This is a genomic window from Streptomyces sp. NPDC002787 (assembly GCF_053592095.1).
In genome coordinates this window covers 99,584-121,555 of the sequence record NZ_JBSFVC010000026.1, presented here as the reverse complement: position 1 = coordinate 121,555, position 21,972 = coordinate 99,584, and the positions used below count along the sequence as shown (strand labels likewise).

Genomic DNA, 21,972 nt, shown 5'->3' with positions numbered 1-21,972 from the left:
CGCCCCTTTCAGGACGCGTGTCCGTGTGGTTCAGGTGGGGGTGGGCGTCCAGGTTTTGCGGTTCAGGCCCAGTTCTCGGGCCAGGGCCTCCTCGGCCCAGCGCTCGGCGCGGGTACGGGAGACGGCGCCGTCGTACGTCGTCATCTGTACGGCCAGGCCGTCCAGGAGGGCGGTGAGGCGGAGGGCTGTTGCCGGGGGATCCGGGCAGCGGAACTCGTCGGCCGCCACGCCCGCCTCGATGACCTCGGTGAGCGCGGCCTTCCACTGGGCGTCCAGGTCGCGGGTGACCTCGCGCAGGGCGGGTTCGCGGAGGGACACCGCCCAGCCCTCGATCCAGAGCCGCCAGCCCTTGGCCTGGCCGGTCGGGGCGTACCAGCGCACGGCCGTTCGCAGACGGCGCAGGGCCGTCGTGCGGCGGCTCAACAGCTTGCGGAGATGGGCGAGGTCGTCCTCGGCGGCGTAGCGGAAGGCCTCGGCCACCAGCCGTTCCTTGGTCGAGAAGTGGTAGAGGACCAGGGCGTTGCTGACGCCGAGGACGGCGGCCACGTCGGCGATCCGTACCGCCGCGACACCGCGCGCCTCGATCTGTTCGATGGCGGCCCGGAGCAGCTCCGCACGCCGCTCGGCCACGCTCAACCGCACCCTGCCCACGTGGCAACCCTACCTACGTCCACCGACGGCCACCGGAGGCTTCGAGCCACGCCGGCGGGGCCGGGAACCGCCCGTGAGGTTTCAGCGGTGCCAGCCGAAGCGGGCCTCGATCCGGGGGAGCCGGTCGGCGGCGACGGCGTGGGCGGCCGCTCGGGGGGTCGTGCCGCCGGTCTCCGCGCGGGCGAGGGTGAGATCGACCAGGGCGCGCATGGAACGGCGGGTGTGGGCGAAGGCCTCGTCCGCGGCGGCGCCGATGTCGCCGAAGAGGGTCCACCACCACCAGGCGTTCGTGCCCGAGTTGACCACGACGTCCGGGAGGACGACGACCCCGCGCGCGGCGAGCAGTTCCTCAGCGGCCGGGAGCACCGGCATGTTGGCCGCCTCGGCGATCAGTCGGGCGGTGATGTGCCGCTGGTTGTCCGGGTCGATCGCGTAGGAGATCGCCGCGGGGACCAGTACGTCGGCGTCGGCGGTGAGCCAGGCGTCGGTGGGGGCCTCGCGGTCGTCGGGGCGGAGCGCGGAGCGGTCGACCGTGCCGTGGGCGTCGCGCGCGGCGAGCAGTGTCTCGACGTCCAGGCCGGACGGGTTGGTGATGGTGCCCTTGATATCGGCGACGGCGACGATCGTGAGGCCGGCGCGGGCGAGGAAGCGGGCGGTGGCCCCGCCCATGGTGCCCACGCCCTGCACGGCGACACGCGTTCCGGCGTGGGGCGTCCCGGCCCGGTCCAGGGCCGTGAGCACGGACTCGGCGACGCCACAACCGCCGACCAACTCGTCCAGACCGATGCCGTCCACCTGGATGCGGAAGGCGTCCGCGAGCCGTCGCCGGGCCGCGCGCTCGTCGTCGAGCAGGGGGTACACGGCCTGGATCGTCGACACCAGGCCCGCCTCGGCGGCGGCCCGGTCCACCAGGTCCTGGGTGAGTCCGAGGTCCTCGCCGGTTGTCCAGAAGCTTTCGATGTACGGGCGCATCGCACGCAGGTAGCGGACCAGGACGCCGTACGCCTCCGGGTCCCGGGGGTCGCAGTCGATGCCCCCCTTGGCGCCGCCCAGCGGGACGTAACGGCCGTCCGGGTCGTAGTGCAGCGCCTCCTTCATGGTCATGCCGCGGGCGAGACCGGCGACCTCGTCGAGCGTGCAGCCCGGCCGCATACGGAGTCCGCCGCTGGAGACCCCGCGCACCAGCCGGTCCACGACGAGATGGCCCCGCCGGCTCGTGACGTGGTCGGTCCAGGTGAGCGAGAGGAAGGGGGCGGTGGTCACGGGGCTCCTCGGGGTGGCCTGGCGAGGCGGAGGGGGCGAGGGCTCTGGGAACAAAGAAATCTACTGATCCGTTGGTCAGTATTGCATCGTGCGGGGACGGGTCGGACCCGGCGTTGTCGGAGGGGCGGACCATAATGGGATGCCTGAGCGAATCCACCAGGAGGTGCCGTGTCCGGTTCCGGATCCCGTTCTCTGAGCTCGGGGCTGCGCGCAGCGCGGCCCGCCGCCTTCGGCGCGGACCCGAGCGGTGCCCGGCTGGAGCGGATCCGTAGATCCCCGCACTTCGCGAACGGGGTCTTCGTGAACCCCGAGGGCGCCCGGATGCGCCCCTCCGGCAGCGCCGCGGTGGAGATGGCGAAGAGCCTCTTCCGCAAGGACGAGCGTGTCAGACGCGCCCCGGCCGGGTCGATCCCCGTGCACTCCACCACCCTCGCCGACCTGGCCAAGCCTCCGGCGAGCGGTCTGCGAATCACCTGGATGGGGCACTCCAGCGTGCTCGCCGAGATCGACGGCCACCGGGTCCTCTTCGACCCCGTCTGGGGTGAGCGCTGCTCGCCCTTCGCCTTCGCCGGGCCCAAGCGGCTGCACCCCGTGCCGTTGCCGCTGGCCGCGCTCGGCCCGGTCGACGTCGTCGTCATCTCGCACGACCACTACGACCACCTGGACATGCCCACGATCAAGGAGTTGGCCGGTACGGACACGGTGTTCGCCGTGCCGCTCGGCGTCGGCGCCCACCTGGAGCACTGGGGCGTCTCGGCGGACCGGATCCGGGAGCTGGACTGGCAGGAGGCGACGAAGGCCGGCGGACTCACCCTGACCGCCACCCCCGCCCGGCACTTCTGCGGCCGTGGTCTGCGCAACACCCAGCACACGCTGTGGGCCTCCTGGGTGGTCACCGGTGACGAGCACCGGATCTACCACAGCGGCGACACCGGGTACTTCAAGGGCTTCGCGGACATCGGCGCCGAGCACGGCCCGTTCGACATCACCATGATCCAGGTCGGTGCGTACTCCGAGTTCTGGCCCGACATCCACATGACTCCCGAGGAGGGGCTCCAGACCCACCTCGACCTCCAGGGGGGCGGGCTCGGCGGCGTGATGCTGCCGATCCACTGGGCGACGTTCAACCTGGCGATGCACGCCTGGGCCGAGCCGGGCGAGCGCATGATGTGGGCCACGCACGGCGCGGGGGTGACGATGGCCGCACCGCGGCCCGGGGAGCCGTTCGAGCCGAAGAGCACACCGCCGGTGAACCCGTGGTGGCGTGCCGTGTCCCAGCAGCCGGTCGGCGGCTGGCCCGCCTGGCCGCCCGTGGGGGAGCAGTTGGACCTGGTGGCGGAGAGCTGACGTGACGCCCTCCGCCGACCGGTGGGTGTCGGTCCCGAGGACCTCGCTCCAGACCTCCGTCAGCTGACCGGTGAGCGAGTCGTCGGTGCGGGGCGCGGGGGTGTCGCCGGTCACCACGGGGGTCGGCTCGGGCAGTCGGGACGCGTCGAGTTTGCCGTTGGCCGTGAGCGGCAGGGCGTCCACGGCGGTGGCCGTGGACGGCAGCATGTAGTCGGGCAGGAGTTTTGGCGGCCCGCTCGCGGACCGCGGCCGTCCCTCCTCGCCGGTCAGGACGACGTAGGCGTCGACCCGGGCGGTCGCGGCGTCCGCCGGGTCGTCGCGGCGTACGACGATGGCAGCTGTGCGGACGGTGGGGTCCTCCCACAGGACCGCGCGGATCTCGTCCGGCTCGATCCGGAAGCCGACGATCTTCGCCCGGCTGTCGATCCGCCCCAGGTGCTCCAGCCGGCCGTCCGGGCGCAGCCGCCCCGGTCACCGCTGCGTGCAGGGCGCCGTCGGCGTGCGGGTCCGGCACGAACCGTCGGGCGGTCAGTTCCCTCCAGGCCGGCTGCGGCCGTACGGGCACGTTCTTCGGCTTCGAGGACACCCCCGGCCAGTGAGCACCGGGCGAGCACAACGGCACCTTCCGTGGCCACAACCTGGCCTTCGTGGGCGCGACCGCCGCACTGGACCTCTGGGCGGACCCGTACTTCGGCCCGACCTCCGGGAGTTGGGCGAGGCGATCGGGTACCGGCTCGCGGACATCGTCGCCGAACTCCCGCCGGGTGCCGCCGAGATCGTCGGCCGGGGGACCATGAGCGGCCTCCGGTTCGCCGACACCGCGACCGCCGACCGGGGGGCAGCGAAACGCGGATGACGACCGTCCCATGGACGGAAGTCGCCGACTCCCTCGTCGAGATGGTGACCGACACCGTGAACGGACCGAGAATTCTCCCGACAGGGTGATTTCTGGATTGACGGAGAGGGCCGGGGAGCACCGTGCTCCCCGGCCCTCCTTGCTTGTTATCGACCTTTCCTGACCAGCTCTGATCGAATTTCAGCGGTAAAAAGAATCCGACAGGAACGCCCGTGCGAAGAATTATCGGACTGTCGCACGAAGCCTCATACCAGAGCGGGACGCATTGCGCCGTTCTTTGTCAACTGCGCACCGCACATGATGCGTTGGCGACTACTGTGAGTCGCCGTCGGACGACGCAAAGCCGAATTCTTCGACTCTCACGACCGACACGCGATGGCGCATGCCCAAGTCGCCCAGCCGTGGCACCCCCCACACCCCAGACGGACCAGTACGAGGACGCTGATGTCTCACCTTCGCGCACCGGCCGCCCGCGCAGACCGCCGTGAGGGCGGGCGGCACGGGCGATCGTCCGCCCGCGCCGTCCCCTCGCTGCCCGAGATCCACATACGGCCACAGCTGCTGCGCCTCGCGGTCCTGCCCCCCACCGCCGTGGCCCTCAGCGCCTGCGCCGCCGTGCTCTTCACCGTCCGGGCCGGCGGAGCCCGCTTCAGCCTCACCCTGTGGACGGTGCTCGCCGGAACCGCCCTGGTGGCCCTCGCCGGCATCGCGATCGCCGCCGTGGCCGCCTCCCGCACCGCCAAGTCCGTACGCGAACGCCTGGGCACCCTGCGCCAGGCCACCACCAAGAGCGAGGACGACCTGCGCGCCCTCGTCGACGCGCTCCGGCGCGGCGACCAGCCGCCCGCCCGCGGCCCGCGCGCCAAGCCCGCCGCGGACGCCGACGACTTCGAGCGGCTCGGCGCCGACCTGGCCCGCGCCCACGACAGCGCCGTCACCGCCGTCGTCCAGGCCTCCCAGCTCTCCAGCCACGCGGGCAGCGAACAGAAGCTCGAAGTCTTCGTGAACCTGGCGCGCCGTCTGCAGTCCCTGGTCCAGCGAGAGATCTCGATCCTCGACGACCTGGAGAACGAGATCGAGGACCCGGACCTCCTCAAGGGCCTCTTCCACGTCGACCACCTCGCCACCCGCATCCGCCGCCACGCCGAGAACCTCGCCGTCCTCGGCGGCGCCGTCTCCCGCCGCCAGTGGAGCAACCCCGTCTCCATGACCGAGGTGCTGCGCTCCGCGATCGCCGAGGTCGAGCAGTACTCCCGGGTCAAGCTCGTGCCCCCGGTCGACGGCACCCTGCGCGGCCACGCCGTCGCCGACGTCATCCACCTCCTCGCCGAACTCGTCGAGAACGCCACCGTGTTCTCCGCCCCGCACACCCAGGTCCTGCTCCGCGCCAACCTCGTCACCTCCGGACTCGCCGTCGAGGTCGAGGACCGAGGCCTCGGCATGCCCGTCACCGAGCAGAACAAGATGAACGCCCTGCTCGCCGACCCCGACCAGGTCAACGTCGCCAGCCTCCTCCAGGACGGCCGCATCGGCCTCTTCGTGGTCTCCCAGCTGGCCCGCCGCCACGGCATCCAGGTCCGCCTCCAGACCAACATCTACGGCGGCGTCCAGGCCGCGTTCGTCGTACCCCAGGGCCTGCTCGGCACCGACTCGGGCGACGTACCACCGTCCCAGCCCCACACCCAGCAGTCCGACGGAGTACGACGCCAGCCCGCCGCACCCCGGCACCCCCAACCCGCCACCGCCCAGCGGGCGTCCGCATCCGGCCCGGCCGACCGCCCGGTGGCCGACCGGGCCACCCGGACCACGACCGACCGCCCCGGCCGCCCGGCACCCGCGCACCCCACGCGCACCGAGCCCGGCCACCGGTCCGCCCCGGCCCCGGCACGTCCCTCCGTGCCCCGCCAGCAGGGCCCCACCCGGACCGGCGGCCAGCAGGGTGCGGGCAGGGGCAGCGGCGGCCCGGCCCCGCTGCCGGTGCGCGGCGCCCGGAAGGAGCGGCCCAACCCGGCCGAGGCCGTGCCCGGCATCCGCCCCGACGACCGGCACACCGTCGCGGAGAACGCCGGGACACCCCCGACCCCGCGCGTCGCCGGCGCCGTACGCGGCACCATGGGCAAGCCCCAACTGCCCCGCCGCCGCGCCCAGCAGCACATCGTGCCCCAGCTCCGCGGCGGACCCGCGCCCGTGTCCCGGCAGGACCCCGACCACTACATCGGTCACGACCCCGGCCTGATGGCCGCCTTCCAGCGCGGCATCGGACTCGCCGAGGCCCGCCAGATGGAGAGCTCCGACCGGGACACCTCGACGCTCGACACGACATCCGTGGACCTGACGCCCCCGGCCCCCGACGCCGCCTCCCGCATCGACACGGGCCAGTTGGACACGGGCTACCCCGCCTCGACCTCACGCGGCGGCACCGGTCGCCGGGGCACGGACGACCCGGCCACCCCATCACGAGGCGGCACGGGCCACACCGACGCACTCCACATGGAACTGGCCCACATGGACGCACCCCACAAGGACGCCACACAGCCCCTGGGCGGACACCCCAGGGGCGTGGCCCCCATAGCCGTACCGCCGTCCGCCCTCGGCGCGGCACACGACCTCACGCCCCGGCAGGACGGGAGCACACCGGCCGGATGACCACCCCCCTCACCACCCCCACAGCGGTCCCCACCCCCTCCGCTCCCGCAGACCAACGCACCCCAAGGAGTCGATCCACCATGGCGAGCGATGCGCCGACCGGCCATGTATCCGATCTCGACTGGCTGATGAGCGGCCTCGTCCAGCGCGTACCGCACACCACGAGCGCGGTGCTGCTCTCCTGCGACGGGCTCGTGAAGTCGGTCCACGGCCTAGATCCGGACAGCGCCGACCACATGGCGGCCCTGGCCTCCGGCCTGTACTCCCTCGGACGCAGCGCGGGTGTCCGCTTCGGCGACGGCGGCGAAGTCCGCCAGGTCGTCGTCGAACTCGCCTCGACCCTGCTGTTCGTCTCCACCGCGGGCTCCGGCACCTGCCTCGCCGTCCTCGCCGGGCGCGAGGCCGACGCCGCGGTCCTCGGCTACGAGATGGCGATGCTCGTCAAGAGCGTCCGCCCCTACCTGGTCACCCAGCCCCGTCAAGCCGCCGAACCGTCCGCGATGAGGCCTTGAGCGTGCCCGCAGCCGGCGACGGACCCTTGTACGACGACGCCGCCGGGCGTCTGGTACGCCCCTACACCGTCATCAACGGCCGGACCCGGCCGACCACCGCGCTCGATCTCCTCTCACAGGTGATGGCCACCGGGGCGACCCCCCTTGGCTATCTCGGCCCCGAGCACGCACAGGCACTCGACCTGTGCCGGGCACCCGTCTCGGTCGCCGAGGTCGCCGCCCACCTCAAGCTGCCGGCGGCGGTCACCAAGGTGCTGCTGTCCGATCTGGTCGACTGCGGGGCACTCACCACCAAGCCCCCGGCCTTCCACCACAACCCGACAGACCGGTCTCTTCTGGAGGCAGTGCTCGATGGACTACGACGACAGCTCTGACCCCTTCCCCACCGCACTGAAGATCTTGGTGGCGGGAGGGTTCGGGGTCGGCAAGACGACCTTCGTCGGCGCGGTGAGCGAGATCGCGCCGCTGAGCACGGAGGAACTGCTCACCACCGTGAGCGCCGCCACCGACAATCTCGACGGCATCGAGAACAAGGTCGAGACGACCGTCGCGATGGACTTCGGCCGCATCACGCTCGATCCGCGACACGTGCTCTATCTGTTCGGCACACCCGGACAGCAGCGGTTCTGGTTCATGTGGGACGAACTCTCCGAGGGCGCCCTCGGCGCGGTCATCCTGGCCGACACCCGTCGCCTGGAGGACTGCTTCGCCGCCGTCGACTTCTTCGAACAGCGTGGCCTCGGCTTCATCGTCGCCATCAACGAGTTCGACGGCTCCTTCCGCTACGACGCCGACGAGGTGCGCGCGGCCCTCGACCTCGACCCGGCGATCCCCGTCGTCTGCTGCGACGCCCGTATCTCCAGCTCGGGCGTCCAGACCCTGCTCACCCTCGTCCGGCACCTCCTCGACCACACCCCGGCGCAGCTGCCGAGCCACGGAGCCCACACGTGACGTACGACCCGCCGCGTCCGGTCGGCCGGCTGCTCCTGACGCCCGAGGACCGGGACGCCCCCGAGCGGGTGGGACGGCTGCGGCTGCTGGGGCTCGGCGAGTACGCCGAACCGGCCTTCGACGCCTTCGCGGACCGGCTCGCCGAGGTCGCCTCGGTGCCGTACGCGATGGTCAACTTCATCGACGAGAACCGGCAGTTCTTCGCCGGTCTGCATGTGTCGGCGGAGCCGACCGCGGACACGTCGGTGCTCGGAACGGACCGTCGCCTCGCCCGTGACCGCGGCTTCTGCCCCTATGTGGTGGTCCGCCGCAAGGCGCTCGTCCTCGACGACGTGCGCGAATACCCGAAGTTCGCCGGGAACCCCGTCGTCGACGACCACGGCATCCGCTCCTACCTCGGCGCCCCGCTCATCGACCGCACGGGTATCGCCCTGGGCACGGTCTGCGTCCTCGACGTGCGGCCCCGCCCGTGGGGCAGAGGCGGCCTGGAGACCATCAAGTCGATGGCCGCCGAGCTCGCCGCCCGGATCGAGGGTCGGGAGGCGTTCCCGTAACGGCCGAAGGGGAGGCACATCATGGCGGATCCCGTGGCTCGGCCGGAGGTGCGGGTGTGAAGGAAAGCTGCGGCGGAGGTTAAGAAAACCTCGATGGACCCGGGGTACCGGCGTACGGCAGATTGATCGGCGATCCCACCCCTCTCCCCGGTACGGGCCTGTTCGCCATGCCCGCGCCGGGGCGCACCCACAGGAGCCGAGCTTGAAGGCGCTGGTCAAGGAGAAGGCGGAGCCGGGTCTGTGGCTCGTCGACGTCCCGGAGCCCGAGATCGGCCCCGGTGACGTACTGATCAAGGTCCTGCGGACCGGGATCTGCGGCACCGACCTGCACATCCGGTCCTGGGACGGCTGGGCGCGGCAGGCCATCCGCACACCGCTCGTGGCCGGCCACGAGTTCGTCGGCGAGGTCGTCGGGACCGGCCGTGACGTCACCGACATCCAGGCCGGCGACCGGGTCAGCGGCGAGGGCCACCTGGTGTGCGGCAAGTGCCGCAACTGCCTGGCGGGCCGCCGCCATCTGTGCCGTGCCACCGTCGGCCTCGGCGTCGGGCGCGACGGCGCCTTCGCGGAGTACGTGGCGCTGCCCGCGTCCAACGTCTGGGTGCACCGGGTTCCCGTCGACCTCGACGTGGCCGCGATCTTCGACCCGTTCGGCAACGCCGTGCACACCGCGCTGTCGTTCCCGCTGGTCGGGGAGGACGTGCTGATCACCGGGGCGGGCCCCATCGGCCTGATGGCCGCCGCCGTCGCCCGGCACGCCGGCGCCCGGCACGTCGTGGTCACGGACGTCAGCGAGGACCGGCTGGAGCTCGCCCGCAAGATCGGGGTCAGCCTCGCGCTCGACGTGCGGGAGTCGACCATCGCCGACGGGCAGCGGGCCCTCGGTCTGCGGGAGGGCTTCGACATCGGCCTGGAGATGTCCGGCAACCCCGTCGCGATGCGCGACATGATCGCCAACATGACGCACGGCGGCCGGATCGCCATGCTCGGCCTGCCGTCCGAGGAGTTCGCCGTCGACTGGGCCCGCGTCGTCACCTCCATGATCACCATCAAGGGGATCTACGGCCGCGAGATGTTCGAGACCTGGTACGCGATGTCGGTCCTCCTGGAGGGCGGCCTCGACCTCGCCCCCGTGATCACCGGCCGGTACGGCTACCGCGACCACGAGGCGGCCTTCGCCGACGCGGCGAGCGGCCGCGGCGGCAAGGTCATCCTCGACTGGACTGTTTGAATTTTGGCTCGGTTCGCCTCCGGGGCGCCAAAGTCTGTGTCGAGAGGCCGATCGTCCTCGACCCGCCTTCGTCGGGCCTGCGCGCGTTCGTCCTCTCGGCACAGGCGCACCCCTCGGCTCACTCGCTCTTCATCGCACCCTAGGAGCTTCCCGATGTTCGACTCCGTGCGCGACGACCTCCGCGCCACCCTCGACGAGATCCGCGCCGCCGGCCTGCACAAGCCCGAGCGGGTCATCGGCACCCCGCAGTCCGCGACCGTGGAGGTCACCGGCGGCGGCCGTCCCGGCGAGGTCCTCAACTTCTGCGCGAACAACTACCTCGGCCTCGCCGACCACCCCGAGGTGATCGCCGCCGCCCACGAGGCCCTGGACCGCTGGGGCTACGGCATGGCCTCCGTCCGCTTCATCTGCGGTACGCAGGAGGTGCACAAGGAGCTGGAGGCGCGGCTGTCGGCGTTCCTCGGCCAGGAGGACACGATCTTGTACTCCTCCTGCTTCGACGCCAACGGCGGGGTCTTCGAGACCCTGCTCGGCCCCGAGGACGCGGTCATCTCCGACGCCCTCAACCACGCCTCCATCATCGACGGCATCCGCCTGTCGAAAGCCCGCCGCTTCCGCTACGCCAACCGCGATCTCGCCGATCTGGAACGGCAGTTGAAGGAGGCCGCCGAGGGCGGCGCCCGCCGGAAGCTGATCGTGACCGACGGTGTCTTCTCCATGGACGGCTATGTGGCCCCGCTCGGCGAGATCTGCGACCTCGCCGACCGCCACGGCGCCATGGTCATGGTCGACGACTCCCACGCCGTCGGCTTCACCGGCCCCGGCGGCCGTGGCACCCCCGAGCTGCACGGCGTCATGGACCGTGTCGACATCATCACCGGCACCCTCGGCAAGGCGCTCGGCGGCGCCTCCGGCGGTTACGTCGCCGCCCGCGCCGAGATCGTCGCCCTGCTGCGCCAGCGCTCCCGCCCGTACCTCTTTTCCAACACCCTCGCTCCGGTGATCGCGGCGGCCTCCCTGAAGGTGCTCGACCTCCTGGAGTCGGCCGACGACCTGCGCGTCCGTCTCGCCGAGAACACGGCGCTGTTCCGCGGCCGCATGACCGAGGAGGGCTTCGACATCCTCCCCGGTGACCACCCCATCGCCCCCGTCATGATCGGCGACGCGGCGAAGGCGGGCCGCCTGGCCGAGCTGCTCCTGGAGCGGGGCGTGTACGTGATCGGGTTCTCCTACCCGGTCGTCCCGCAGGGCCAGGCGCGTATCCGCGTCCAGCTGTCCGCCGCGCACTCGACGGCGGACGTGAACCGGGTGGTGGACGCGTTCGTGGCGGCGCGGGCCGAGCTGGAGGCCTGAGCGGAGCCCGATCAGGGAAAAGCGGGCGTTTGAGAGAATCGATCCCGTGATCGAAGCGCGGCGGCTCCACATCCTTCGCGCGGTGGCCGACCACCGCACGGTGACGGCGGCTGCCGCCGCGTTGTACCTCACCCCTTCCGCGGTGTCGCAGCAGCTGACCGCCCTGGAACAGGAGACGGGCCACCGCCTGGTCGAGCGCGGTGCGAAAGGCGTACGGCTCACCCCGGCCGGCGAGATCCTGCTCGGCCACACCAACGCGGTCCTCGCCCAGCTGGAACGAGCGGCGGCGGAACTGGCCGCGTACAGCTCGGGCGCGGCCGGCACGGTCACGGTGGCGTCCTTCGCCACCGGGATCGCCCAGGTCGTGGCGCCCGCACTCGCCCGTCTCGCGGACTCCGCGCCCGGCATCCGCATCCGCGTCCAGGACGCCGAGGGTGACGCGAGCCTCCCGATGGTCCTGGACCGGCAGGTCGACATCGCCGTGGCCGTCGAGTACCGGGGCGCCCCGGCCGCCGACGACCCCCGCCTCACCCACGTGTCCTTGTACGCCGAGCCCTTCGACGCGGTCGTGCCCGTCAGCCACCGCCTCGCCGACACCGTCGAGGTCCCCCTCGCCGAACTGGCCAAGGACCCCTGGATCGGTCCCTACCCGGGCAACCCCTGCCATGACGTGGTCGTCCTGGCCTGCGAGAACGCCGGCTTCCAGCCCCGCCTCGAACACTCCTCGGACGACTTCCGCGCCGTCGTCGCCCTCGCCGCCGCCGACGCGGGCGTCGCCCTCGTACCCCGCTCGGCGCTGCGCGGCATGGACCTCAGGGGCGTCGTCGTGCGTCCCGTCGACGGTGTTGCCCCCACGCGCCGCGTCTTCGCCGCCGTACGCCGTGGCGCGGAGGATCATCCGCTGATCCGGCCGGTGCTGCAGGCGCTGGAAGAGGCGGCGGCGGAGTGAGACGGGCACACAAACGCCGGTCGCTTCTCACATCTGGGCTAGTATCCCGAATATGGGAAACACTGAAGGGGTGGTACCGGACCCCGTCGACCTCCGTCTGGCCGCCCGGCTGTCCGAGCTGCGGTCCGAACACGGGTGGTCCCTGGGTGAGTTGGCGGAGCGCAGCGGAGTGAGCCGTTCGACCCTCTCCCGGGCCGAGCGTGCGGAGACCAGCCCCACGGCCGCGCTCCTGAACCGCCTCTGCCATGTCTACGGCCGGACCATGTCCCAGCTGCTCAGCGAGGTCGAGTCCGAGCCGGTCTCCGTCGTCCGCGCGGGGGAGCAGGCCGTCTGGGAGGACAGGTCCGCCGGATTCGTACGGCGGTCGGTGTCACCGCCGGCGGCCGGAATGCGCGGCGAACTGGTCGAGGGACGGCTGGCGGCGGGCGCGGACATCGCGTACGACGGGCCCTCCGTGCCCGGCCTCGAACAGCACATCTGGGCCCTGGACGGCACCCTCCACGTCACCGACCGGGACGTGGAGCACCGGTTGGCCGCCGGGGACTGTCTGCGGATGCGGCTGTGGGGGCCGACGCGGTTCCGGTGCCCGGGGCCGGAGGACGTCCGGTACGCGCTGGTGGTGGTGAAGCCGTGAGGGAGCCACTGACTGCTGACGGCGGGCGTGAATCCGGGCCCGTCCCCGAGTTGCCGCTCGCGTCCGGGACGGTGATCTCCCGCCTCGACGGGCCCCACATCCTCTCCCTGGCCGGGGAGTTGGCGAACCTGCTGACCGACACCGTGGACGGCGGCGCCTCGATCGGCTTCCTCGCGCCACTCGGCCGGGCGGCGGCCGTCGCCTGGTGGAGGGAACGCGCCGACGCGGTGTCGGCGGGCGGGCTCGCCGTATGGGTGGCGCGCGAAGGCGACCGCGTGGTCGGCACGGTCAGCCTCGTCTTCCCCGACAAGCCCAACAGCCGCCACCGGGCCGAACTCGTCAAGCTGATGGTCCACCGGGACGGCCGTGGACAGGGGCTCGGCCGGGCACTCCTCGCGACCGCCGAGCGGGCGGCCGTCGACGCGGGCATCACCCTGCTCCACCTGGACACCGAGACCGACAGCCCGGCCGAACGCCTCTACGGCAAGGCCGGTTGGACCCGGATCGGGACGATCCCCGACTACGCGGCGGACCCGCACGGGACGCTGCGGCCCACATCGGTCTACTACAAGCAGGTGGGGGCCGAGGCACCCGCCTGCTGATTGTCAGTGGTGACCGCTACGGTGCGTCTCATGCCGGATGCCGAAGACGTACGACGTGTCGCCCTCTCCCTGCCCGACACCACGGAGAAGGTCGCCTGGAACATGCCCACGTTCCGGGTGGCGGAAAAGATGTTCGCGACCCTGCCGGAGGACGAGACGTCCATGGCCGTGCGCTGCCCGAAGGAGGAGCGCGACGAACTGGTCCTCGCCGAACCCGAGAAGTTCTGGATCGCCGACCACGAGGCGGGCTTCGCATGGGTAAGGGTGCGGCTCTCCGCCCTGGAGGACGAGCCCGAGCTGCGCGACATCCTCGCCGACTCCTGGCGCCAGGCGGCGACGCCCCGACTCCTCGACTCCTACCCGGAGTTGGGGCGACCGGCCACCGACTGACCGGCCGCCTGCCGACCTGCTACCACAGGAACTCACCGATCCGCTCCCGCAACGAGGCCGCGTCCAACCCGTGCGCGGCCACGTGTTCCTCGACCTGCCCGTACCGCCGCAGCTCCCGCCGTCCCACTCCCACCCCGAGCACCCGGTGCGGTACGTCGGCCAGGGCGTCGTTGGCGGCGGCCGTCGAGGTGCCCTCCAGATACGGCTCGACGAGGACGACATCCGTGCCCGCCGTCTCCGTGGCCCGGCGCAGCGCGGCCGAGTCGAAGGGGCGGACGGTGGTCGCGTAGAGCACGGTCACCTCCAGCCCCTCCGTGGCGGCGAGGACGGGGTCGAGCATCGGCCCCACGGCGAGGACGACCCCGCGACGCCCCTCGCGCACGGTGCGAAACCGCTGCCCGTCCACCGGGAGCGCCCGCTCGTTGGACTGCACGGACAGCCGTACGTAGACCTTGTCGTCCTTGCCCCTGCCCTTGTCGTCGCCCGTGCCCACCGCGTGCCGGAGCAGGGTCTCGGCCTCGTCGGGATGGCCCGGCACGTGCACGGTCCAGCCGTCGAGTGTGTCGAGCAGGGCCACGTCGCCGGGTGCCATGTGGGTGTAGCCGCCGGCGGGCCAGTCGAAGGAGGCGGCGGCGCTGACCAGCACCGCACCCACGTCCTGGTGCCCGAGGTCCAGCTTGACCTGCTCGAAGGGCCGCTCCACCAGGAAGCTCGCGAAGGTGTGCACCACGGGCCGCATCCCGGCCAGCGCCAGCCCCGCACCGGCGCCGACCAGCAACTGCTCCCGGATGCCGACATTGATCACCCGCTCCGGATGCCTGCGCGTCGCCTCCGCGAAGCCGTCCCTGCCGATCTCGGCGAGGACCACCGCGACCCGGGGATCCTCGTCGAGCAGCCGGGAGACGACAGGGGCGAAACGGTCACGCATGGTGTCCATGGGTCGGTGTCCTTTCGGGATGGTCGGTGATTCAGGCGTTCTTCGGCTCGACACGGGCCACCACCACACGCGGTCGGCCCGGATGCGGCGCGGTGAACGCGGCGTACAGCGCCTCGTGGTCCCGCCCGTCGACGGTCTCGGCGGACCAGCCCGCCGCCTCGAACCGCGTGGCGATCCCGCCCGGCAGGGCATGGCTGGCGGAGGAGTTGTCGATCACGACGGTGTGCAGCCGGTCGAGGCCGGCCGGTCCGGCGTACGCGATCGCCTCGTGGTTGCTGCCCTCGTCGAGCTCCGCGTCCCCGATCAGCACCCACACCGCCGGATCGACCCGCCCCTGGGCCCGCAGCCCCAGCGCCGTACCGACCGCGATCGGCAGGCCGTGCCCGAGCGATCCGCTGCCGATCTCGACGCCCGGCACCAGTACGCGGTCCGGGTGGTGGCCGAGCGGCGAGTCGTAGGAGCCGAAGCCCGGCAGCCAGCCGACCGGCACGAAGCCCTTCGCCGCGAGCACCGCGTAGTACGCCATCGGCCCGTGCCCCTTGGACAACAGGAACCGATCCCGCGCCGGATCCTCCATCCGCCCCGGCCCCACGCGCAACACCCTGTCGTAGAGCACCCACAGCACGTCCAACGTGGACGTCGCGGCCGGCCCGTGCTTCTCGTCCCCGGTCATCAGCCCCATCAGCCGGGGCAGATCCGTGAACCCGTACGTACGCTCCGCAGTCGTCATACAGAAGACCGTGCAACCTCAACCAGACTTCAGGTCAAGCGGCTGTCGTAGCGGTCCCTCGCCCCCGATAAACCGGTGCGCGACCACCGGCCCGAGTGCGGTATTGTTTCCGTGCACGTCCAACCAGGGGAAACCCCAGGTCAGACGGGCAACGGGACGTGGCGCAGCTTGGTAGCGCACTTGACTGGGGGTCAAGGGGTCGCAGGTTCAAATCCTGTCGTCCCGACTTGCGAAGGAGCAGGTCGGAGGTCATTTCCAATTGATTGGAAGTGGCCTCTTCGTCGTTCTTGGGGACCAGGGCGATCGTCAAACGCTCTGACCTGTGTATGCGTTTCCCGCAAGGGAAGTGGCCGAAGTCGATCGTCCCCTTCCGGGCCCGCAGGTCCGCGGAGTCGGTCCCACTGATGGGCCGGACTGGGTGATTTGAAGCCATATGTGCTTGATCTTACTTTATGTGCTCCTTAGTGTTCGCCGGGAGGGAAACACTGCGAGGTCCCAGTCCCGTGCCACCGTCCGGAAGCGAGGTGTGGAGCGCGTGCACGCGAGGTGCGGCTGCCGGGCCGTTTCCGGTCAGAAGGGGTGGCGCAGAGGGACGCGATCGCTGCGGGTGTTCGCCGTACTGCCGTTGCTGGCGTCGGTGCTCGCCGCTTGTGGCAGTGACGAGGGCTCCGGCAGGACCACCCTCAACTGGTACAACTTCCCGGACGACTCCGGTGCGCTCCAGAAGGCGGCCGACCGGTGCAGCCAGGCGTCGGGCGGCCGCTACAGGATCAGCTACAACAAGCTTCCGCGCGCCGCGGACGGTCAGCGCCAGCAGCTTGTCCGCAGACTCGCCGCCGAGGACGACTCGCTCGACATCCTGGGCCTGGACGTCACCTGGGCGGCGGAGTTCGCCGAGGCACGCTGGATCAGGGAATGGAAGGGGACGGCGAGGCGGCAGGCCGTAGAGGGCACCCTGCGCGTACCGCTGCAGACCTCGACCTGGAAAGGCAAGCTGTACGCCGTCCCGTACAACACCAACACCCAGCTCCTGTGGTACCGCAAGGACCTGGTGCCCACCCCACCCAGGACGTGGGCCGAGATGCTGGACATGGCCGGCGCCCTCGCCCGGCAGGGCAAACCGCACTTCGTGGAGATCCAGGGCGCCCAGTACGAGGGCCTGACCGTCTGGTTCAACACGCTGATCAACAGTGCGGGCGGCTCCATCCTCAACGCGAGCGCAACCGAGCCCTCCCTCGGTCCGCCTGCTGTGCGGGCCGCCGGGATCATGCGTGATCTGGCGAAGTCCCCGGCCGCGGACCCTTCCCTGCCCAATCAGATGGAGGACCAGAACCGGCTCGCCATGGAGTCGGGGACAGCGGCGTTCGAACTCAACTACCCGTTCGTCTATCCGTCGATGAAGGCGAACAACCCCGAGCTGTTCAAGAACTTCCGCTGGGCGCCGTACCCCCAGGTCGACACGAACCGCCCGGCGCGGCCCACCATCGGCGGCATCGACCTGGCCGTGAGCGCCTACTCGCGCCACCCCGACCTGGCCTTCGAGGCGGCGCTGTGCCTGCGCAACCGGGAGAACCAGCTCACCGCCGCGCTCGAGGGCGGTCTGCCGCCCACCCTGCGCGCCCTGTACGACGAGCCCGCGTTCATGAAGGAGTACCCCTTCTCCAAGGACGTGCTGGCCGCCCTGGAGTCGGCGAGCGTGCGCCCGATCACTCCGGCCTACCAGAACGTGTCGATCGCGGTCTCCCACACGCTGTCGCCGCCGTCCGGGATCAAACCGGAGAGCTCCGTCGACACCATCGGGGAGCAGATCGGCGATGCCCTGCGATCCGAGGGTGTGATCCCGTGAACCACTTCCCACCGCACCACTCCGCCGGCCTGCGCCGCAGCGCACGGGCGTCGTCCTCGGGCGGCCGGAGATGACCACGCGGGCGCAACCGGCCGGAGCACCGCCGCCCCCCGAGCCGGAGACGGGGCGGGCGGAGCCGGACCGGGCGGCGCTCTCGGCGGGTGCCAGACAGGAGCGGCGGCTCGGCTGGCTGCTCTGCGCGCCCGCGGTCGCCGTCATGATCGCGGTGACCGCCTATCCCATCGGGTACGCCGTGTATCTGTCCCTCCAGCGGTACGACCTGCGCTTTCCCGGACGGGCGGAGTTCGTGGGCCTGAGCAACTACGGGGCGGTGCTGTCCTCCCCGTTCTGGTGGGACGCCTTCTGGGTCACGCTCTTCATCACTGCCGTGTCAGTGGCGATCGAACTGGTCCTCGGAATGGGGCTCGCCCTGGTGATGCACCGCACGATCTTCTGGCGCGGCGCCGTCCGCACGGCGGTCCTCGTTCCGTACGGGATCGTCACCGTGGTCGCCGCCTTTTCCTGGCAGTACGCCTGGACCCCGGAGCTCGGATACCTCGCCGAGCTGTTGCCCAGCGGAGAGGCTCCGCTGACCGAACAGTGGCCCGCCCTCTGGCTGATCATCCTCGCCGAGGTGTGGAAGACGACGCCGTTCATGGCCCTGCTGCTGCTCGCGGGCCTCGCGCTGGTCCCCGAGGAGACCTTGAAGGCGGCCATGGTGGACGGTGCCACCGCCTGGCAGCGGTTCGCCAAGGTCATGCTGCCGCTGATGAAACCGGCCATCCTGGTGGCGCTGCTCTTCCGCACACTGGACGCGTTCCGGATCTTCGACAACATCTACATCCTGACCGCGGGCGCCCAGGGGACCGGTTCCCTGTCGATCCTCGGGTACGACAACCTGTTCACCGCGCTCAACCTGGGTATCGGGTCGGCGATCTCGGTCCTGATCTTCATCTGCGTCGGGATCATCGCCTTCGCCTTCGTCAAGATGTTCGGCACCGCGGCGCCGGGCGCGGAGGTGCGGCGCTGATGGCCGCGGCGGGAAAGACGCATGCCGCCCGATGGGGTGTCATCAACGTGGTGGTGGTGCTGTACGCCCTGTTCCCGGTGTGGTGGATCGCCGCGCTGTCGTTCAAGGACCCCGGCACCCTCACGGACGGTGACTACATCCCGAGGGACTGGACCCTGGAGAACTACCGGGGCATCTTCGACACCTCCGAGTTCACCCGCGCACTGATCAACTCGATCGGAATCGCCCTGATCGCCACGGTGATCGCGGTGGCGCTGGGCACCATGGCCGCCTACGCGGTGGCCCGGCTGCGCTTCCCCGGCAAGCGGGTGCTCATCGGCATGTCCCTGCTGATCGCGATGTTCCCGCCGATCTCCCTGGTGTCACCGCTGTTCAACATCGAGCGGATCATCGGGATCTTCGATACCTGGGTCGGGCTGATCATCCCGTACATGACCTTCTCCCTGCCGCTGGCGATCTACACCCTGTCGGCGTTCTTCCGGGAGATCCCCTGGGATCTGGAGAAGGCCGCCAAGGTCGACGGGGCGACGCCCGCGCAGGCATTCCGGATGGTCATCGTGCCGCTGGCCGCGCCGGGCGTGTTCACCACGGCCATTCTCGTGTTCATCTTCTGCTGGAACGACTTCCTGTTCGCGATCTCCCTGACGTCCACCGAGTCCGCGCGCACCGTGCCGGCCGCGATCGCGTTCTTCACCGGAAGCTCCCAGTTCCAGCAGCCCACAGGATCGATCGCCGCCGCCGCTGTGGTCATCACCATCCCGATCATCGTTTTCGTCCTGTTCTTCCAGCGGCGGATCGTCGCCGGACTGACCTCCGGGGCAGTCAAGGGGTGAACGGGCAGACCGCGGCAGACGGGCCACCGGTCCGAGACCGTCAGCGGTACTCGGACCCGGAAGCATGAAGGCAAGGAGGCACCACCCATGGCCGAGATCATCCTCGAGGGAGTCACCAAGCGTTTTCCCGACGGGGCCCTCGCCGTGAAGGACGTGGACCTCGAGATCGCCGACGGCGAGTTCGTGATCCTGGTCGGTCCGTCGGGATGCGGCAAGTCCACCACCCTGAACATGATCGCCGGACTGGAGGACATCACCGAGGGCACCCTGCGCATCGGAGACCGAGTCGTCAACGACCTGGCTCCCAAGGAACGCGACGTCGCCATGGTGTTCCAGAGCTATGCCCTGTACCCGCACATGAACGTCCGGGAGAACATGGGCTTCCCGCTGCGCCTGGCCAAGGTGGACAAGGGCACCATCGACGCCAAGGTGACGGAGGCAGCCCGGATCCTTGACCTCACCGAGCACCTGGACCGCAAGCCCGCCAACCTCTCGGGCGGTCAGCGCCAGCGGGTGGCCATGGGGCGGGCGATCGTCCGTGATCCCAAGGCATTCCTGATGGACGAGCCGCTGTCCAACCTGGACGCCAAACTCCGGGTACAGATGCGCACTCAGATCTCCCGGCTGCAGCGGCGCCTCGGCACGACTACCGTGTACGTCACCCACGACCAGACCGAGGCGATGACGCTCGGCGACCGCGTCGTGGTCATGCGACAGGGCCTGGTCCAGCAGATCGGCACGCCCGCCGACCTGTACGACCTGCCGCGCAACATCTTCGTCGCGGGCTTCATCGGCTCCCCGGCGATGAACTTCCTGAACGCCACCCTGGAGGGCGGTGCCCTGCGCACGTCCCTGGGCGACCTGACCCTCGACGACCGTACGAGGCAGGCGCTGGAACGTCAGGACGCGCCCCGCGAGGTCATCGTCGGGCTGCGGCCGGAGGCGTTCGAGGACGTGGCCCTGTCGCACGACCGGGACCGGACGGGCCCGGTCTTCACCGCCACTGTGGAGGTACTGGAGTCGCTGGGCTCCGATGCGTACGTCTACTTCACCGCGGAGGGCGGGCCCGCGACGACCACCGAACTGGAGGAGCTCGCCAAGGACTCGGGCCTGCGCGACACCGGCGCCGACACCCATAACATCGTGGCCCGACTGGACGCCGCCACGCGTGCCCGCGAGGGTGAACCGGTAGAGCTGCAGGTCGCCATGGCCAAGGCTCACGTGTTCGACCCGGTGACCGGAGCGAACCTTACGCATCCGATGAGGGCGAGGGCGGACTGACGGCGCGGTACACAGAAGATGCAGCACACAGCGGCTTGTGAGCGCACCCTCTTCTGTCGTCGGACTCATCGGGCCACCGCGTGTATTGACATGTTCACGAAGCGTTCTTATGGTCCGGACGAAACTTCGGCATTCGGAACTGTGTTCTCATTCGTGAACGGAAGAGGTCATCCGATGGCACGAACCAGAACCGCCCTGCTCAGTGTTCTCGCCCTGCTGGCCGGCCTGCTGAGCGTCCAGTTCACGGGCCCCGCCCCACGGGCGACGGCCGCACCGGCCACCTTCACCCACCCGGGCGTGCTGGTGAGCCGCGGCCAACTCGACTACGCCCGGCAGAAGGTGCAGGCCGGCCAACAGCCGTGGAAGGCGGCCTACGACGCCATGATGGGCAGCTCCTACGCTTCGTTGTCCCGCACCGCCAAGCCGCAGGCCGTCGTGGAATGCGGCTCGTCGTCCAACCCCAACCACGGCTGCACCGACGAGCGCCAGGACGCCGTCGCCGCCTACACACAGGCGCTCGCCTGGTACTTCACCCGGGACAGCAGGTACGCCAAGAAGTCGATCGAGATCATGGACGCCTGGTCGGCGACCATCACCGACCACACCAACAGCAACGCCCCGCTGCAGTCCGGCTGGTCCGGCTCCACCTGGCCACGCGCCGCCGAGATCATCAAGTACACGTACGACGGCGGCTGGCCGGGTGCCGGCCGGTTCGCGACCATGCTGCGCGACGTGTACCTGCCCGAGGTGATCAACGGCGCGGCGACCAAGAACGGCAACTGGGAACTGGTCATGACCGAGGCCGCCATCGGCATCTCCGTCTTCATCGAGGACCGTGCCGCCTACGACAGGGCCGTCAGCACCTACCTCGCCCGCGTCCCGGCGTACGTCTACCTGACCGGTGACGGTGACCTGCCCGAGCCGCCCGCGGGCAGCAGCATCGACACCAGCGCCGAGATCATCAAGTACTGGCAGGGACAGGGCACCTTCACCGACGGTCTCGCGCAGGAGACCTGCCGCGACTTCGGGCACACCGGCTGGGGCATCGCCTCCGTGGCGAACATCGCGGAGACCAGCCGGATCCAGGGCCAGGACCTCTACCCGAGGATCCAGGACCGGCTGCGCCACGCACTGGGCTTCCACACCTCCTACGAGAACGGCGCGGCCGTACCGTCCTGGCTGTGCGGCGGCTCGGTCAAGAAGGGCCTCGGCCGGGTCACCGAGGTCGCCTTCAACGCCCTCCACAACCGCCTCGGCATCGCGATGTCCCACACCCAGAAGTACACCGAGGCACACCGGCCGTCCGGCACGGACAACTACTTCAACGCCTGGACGACCCTCACGCACGCGGCCAACCCCAGCTGACCACGGCCCTC

22 protein-coding genes and 1 tRNA gene are annotated in these 21,972 nt (G+C 70.7%); 19 read left to right on the top strand and 4 right to left on the bottom strand.

Annotated elements, in window-relative coordinates; genetic code table 11:
* Positions 1-30: 30 nt before the first annotated feature.
* Positions 31-630 (bottom strand): TetR/AcrR family transcriptional regulator, encoded by a 600-nt coding sequence (locus ACWD26_RS32105; protein WP_451275461.1) that lies wholly within the window; start codon positions 628-630, stop codon positions 31-33.
* A 102-nt stretch (positions 631-732) separates the two neighbouring features.
* Entirely contained in the window at positions 733-1,914 is a 1,182-nt protein-coding gene (locus ACWD26_RS32100; protein WP_451275460.1) for a Glu/Leu/Phe/Val dehydrogenase dimerization domain-containing protein, read from the bottom strand.
* Positions 1,915-2,082: 168 nt separating this feature from the next.
* Between ACWD26_RS32100 and ACWD26_RS32095 the strand changes: the two genes are divergently transcribed.
* From ACWD26_RS32095 to ACWD26_RS32035, 13 genes are all read left to right on the top strand, one after another.
* Positions 2,083-3,261 carry an MBL fold metallo-hydrolase gene (locus ACWD26_RS32095; RefSeq protein ID WP_451275459.1) on the top strand — a complete coding sequence of 393 codons (1,179 nt, stop codon included), beginning with the start codon at positions 2,083-2,085 and terminating at the stop codon, positions 3,259-3,261.
* A 709-nt stretch (positions 3,262-3,970) separates the two neighbouring features.
* The gene (locus ACWD26_RS32090; RefSeq protein ID WP_451275458.1) at positions 3,971-4,117 is read left to right on the top strand and encodes a hypothetical protein; all 147 of its coding nucleotides are present in this window, start codon (positions 3,971-3,973) and stop codon (positions 4,115-4,117) included.
* Between the two features lie 444 nt (positions 4,118-4,561).
* Positions 4,562-6,763 carry an ATP-binding protein gene (locus ACWD26_RS32085; protein ID WP_451275457.1) on the top strand — a complete coding sequence of 734 codons (2,202 nt, stop codon included), beginning with the start codon at positions 4,562-4,564 and terminating at the stop codon, positions 6,761-6,763.
* Positions 6,764-6,843: 80 nt separating this feature from the next.
* The gene (locus tag ACWD26_RS32080) at positions 6,844-7,275 is read left to right on the top strand and encodes a roadblock/LC7 domain-containing protein (RefSeq protein ID WP_451275456.1); all 432 of its coding nucleotides are present in this window, start codon (positions 6,844-6,846) and stop codon (positions 7,273-7,275) included.
* Positions 7,276-7,277: 2 nt separating this feature from the next.
* A complete protein-coding gene (locus ACWD26_RS32075) occupies positions 7,278-7,649 on the top strand; it encodes a DUF742 domain-containing protein (RefSeq protein WP_451275455.1) in 372 nt (123 codons plus the stop codon).
* Positions 7,627-8,226 (top strand): GTP-binding protein, encoded by a 600-nt coding sequence (locus tag ACWD26_RS32070; protein ID WP_451275454.1) that lies wholly within the window; start codon positions 7,627-7,629, stop codon positions 8,224-8,226. Before ACWD26_RS32075 ends, ACWD26_RS32070 begins: the two co-directional genes overlap by 23 nt.
* Complete coding sequence (locus ACWD26_RS32065) at positions 8,223-8,780, top strand: GAF domain-containing protein (RefSeq protein WP_451275453.1); 558 nt, start codon at positions 8,223-8,225, stop codon at positions 8,778-8,780. The genes ACWD26_RS32070 and ACWD26_RS32065 overlap by 4 nt, the downstream gene beginning before the upstream one ends.
* 202 nt (positions 8,781-8,982) lie before the next feature.
* Positions 8,983-10,011 carry an L-threonine 3-dehydrogenase gene (gene tdh, locus ACWD26_RS32060; RefSeq protein WP_451275452.1) on the top strand — a complete coding sequence of 343 codons (1,029 nt, stop codon included), beginning with the start codon at positions 8,983-8,985 and terminating at the stop codon, positions 10,009-10,011.
* A gap of 153 nt (positions 10,012-10,164) precedes the next feature.
* A complete protein-coding gene (locus ACWD26_RS32055) occupies positions 10,165-11,364 on the top strand; it encodes a glycine C-acetyltransferase (protein WP_451275451.1) in 1,200 nt (399 codons plus the stop codon).
* Positions 11,365-11,410: 46 nt separating this feature from the next.
* Entirely contained in the window at positions 11,411-12,313 is a 903-nt protein-coding gene (locus tag ACWD26_RS32050) for a LysR family transcriptional regulator (protein ID WP_451275450.1), read from the top strand.
* Between the two features lie 52 nt (positions 12,314-12,365).
* Entirely contained in the window at positions 12,366-12,947 is a 582-nt protein-coding gene (locus ACWD26_RS32045; protein WP_451275449.1) for a helix-turn-helix domain-containing protein, read from the top strand.
* A gap of 71 nt (positions 12,948-13,018) precedes the next feature.
* Positions 13,019-13,549: an N-acetyltransferase family protein gene (locus ACWD26_RS32040; protein WP_451275497.1), complete on the top strand. Its 531-nt coding sequence runs from the start codon at positions 13,019-13,021 to the stop codon at positions 13,547-13,549.
* A gap of 30 nt (positions 13,550-13,579) precedes the next feature.
* The gene (locus tag ACWD26_RS32035) at positions 13,580-13,939 is read left to right on the top strand and encodes an MmcQ/YjbR family DNA-binding protein (RefSeq protein WP_451275448.1); all 360 of its coding nucleotides are present in this window, start codon (positions 13,580-13,582) and stop codon (positions 13,937-13,939) included.
* A 19-nt stretch (positions 13,940-13,958) separates the two neighbouring features.
* Here ACWD26_RS32035 and ACWD26_RS32030 read toward each other — a convergent pair whose 3' ends face one another.
* Together ACWD26_RS32030 and ACWD26_RS32025 are read right to left on the bottom strand one after the other, a co-directional pair.
* Positions 13,959-14,876 carry a transketolase family protein gene (locus tag ACWD26_RS32030; protein ID WP_451275447.1) on the bottom strand — a complete coding sequence of 306 codons (918 nt, stop codon included), beginning with the start codon at positions 14,874-14,876 and terminating at the stop codon, positions 13,959-13,961.
* A gap of 31 nt (positions 14,877-14,907) precedes the next feature.
* Entirely contained in the window at positions 14,908-15,606 is a 699-nt protein-coding gene (locus tag ACWD26_RS32025) for a transketolase (protein WP_451275446.1), read from the bottom strand.
* 152 nt (positions 15,607-15,758) lie between these two features.
* On the opposite strand from ACWD26_RS32025, the gene ACWD26_RS32020 reads away from it, so the two are divergent.
* The 6 genes from ACWD26_RS32020 (at position 15,759) to ACWD26_RS31995 (ending at position 21,961) form a co-directional block, all read left to right on the top strand.
* Positions 15,759-15,832, top strand: a tRNA-Pro gene (locus tag ACWD26_RS32020).
* Positions 15,833-16,213: 381 nt separating this feature from the next.
* Positions 16,214-17,452, top strand: coding sequence for an ABC transporter substrate-binding protein (locus ACWD26_RS32015; RefSeq protein WP_451275445.1), 1,239 nt, complete (start codon positions 16,214-16,216; stop codon positions 17,450-17,452).
* 70 nt (positions 17,453-17,522) lie between these two features.
* Positions 17,523-18,482: a carbohydrate ABC transporter permease gene (locus tag ACWD26_RS32010; protein WP_451275444.1), complete on the top strand. Its 960-nt coding sequence runs from the start codon at positions 17,523-17,525 to the stop codon at positions 18,480-18,482.
* Positions 18,482-19,315 (top strand): carbohydrate ABC transporter permease, encoded by an 834-nt coding sequence (locus tag ACWD26_RS32005; RefSeq protein WP_451275443.1) that lies wholly within the window; start codon positions 18,482-18,484, stop codon positions 19,313-19,315. The genes ACWD26_RS32010 and ACWD26_RS32005 overlap by 1 nt, the downstream gene beginning before the upstream one ends.
* 87 nt (positions 19,316-19,402) lie before the next feature.
* The gene (locus ACWD26_RS32000; RefSeq protein WP_451275442.1) at positions 19,403-20,596 is read left to right on the top strand and encodes an ABC transporter ATP-binding protein; all 1,194 of its coding nucleotides are present in this window, start codon (positions 19,403-19,405) and stop codon (positions 20,594-20,596) included.
* Positions 20,597-20,770: 174 nt separating this feature from the next.
* Positions 20,771-21,961 (top strand): alginate lyase family protein, encoded by a 1,191-nt coding sequence (locus ACWD26_RS31995; protein ID WP_451275441.1) that lies wholly within the window; start codon positions 20,771-20,773, stop codon positions 21,959-21,961.
* Positions 21,962-21,972 lie beyond the last annotated feature (11 nt).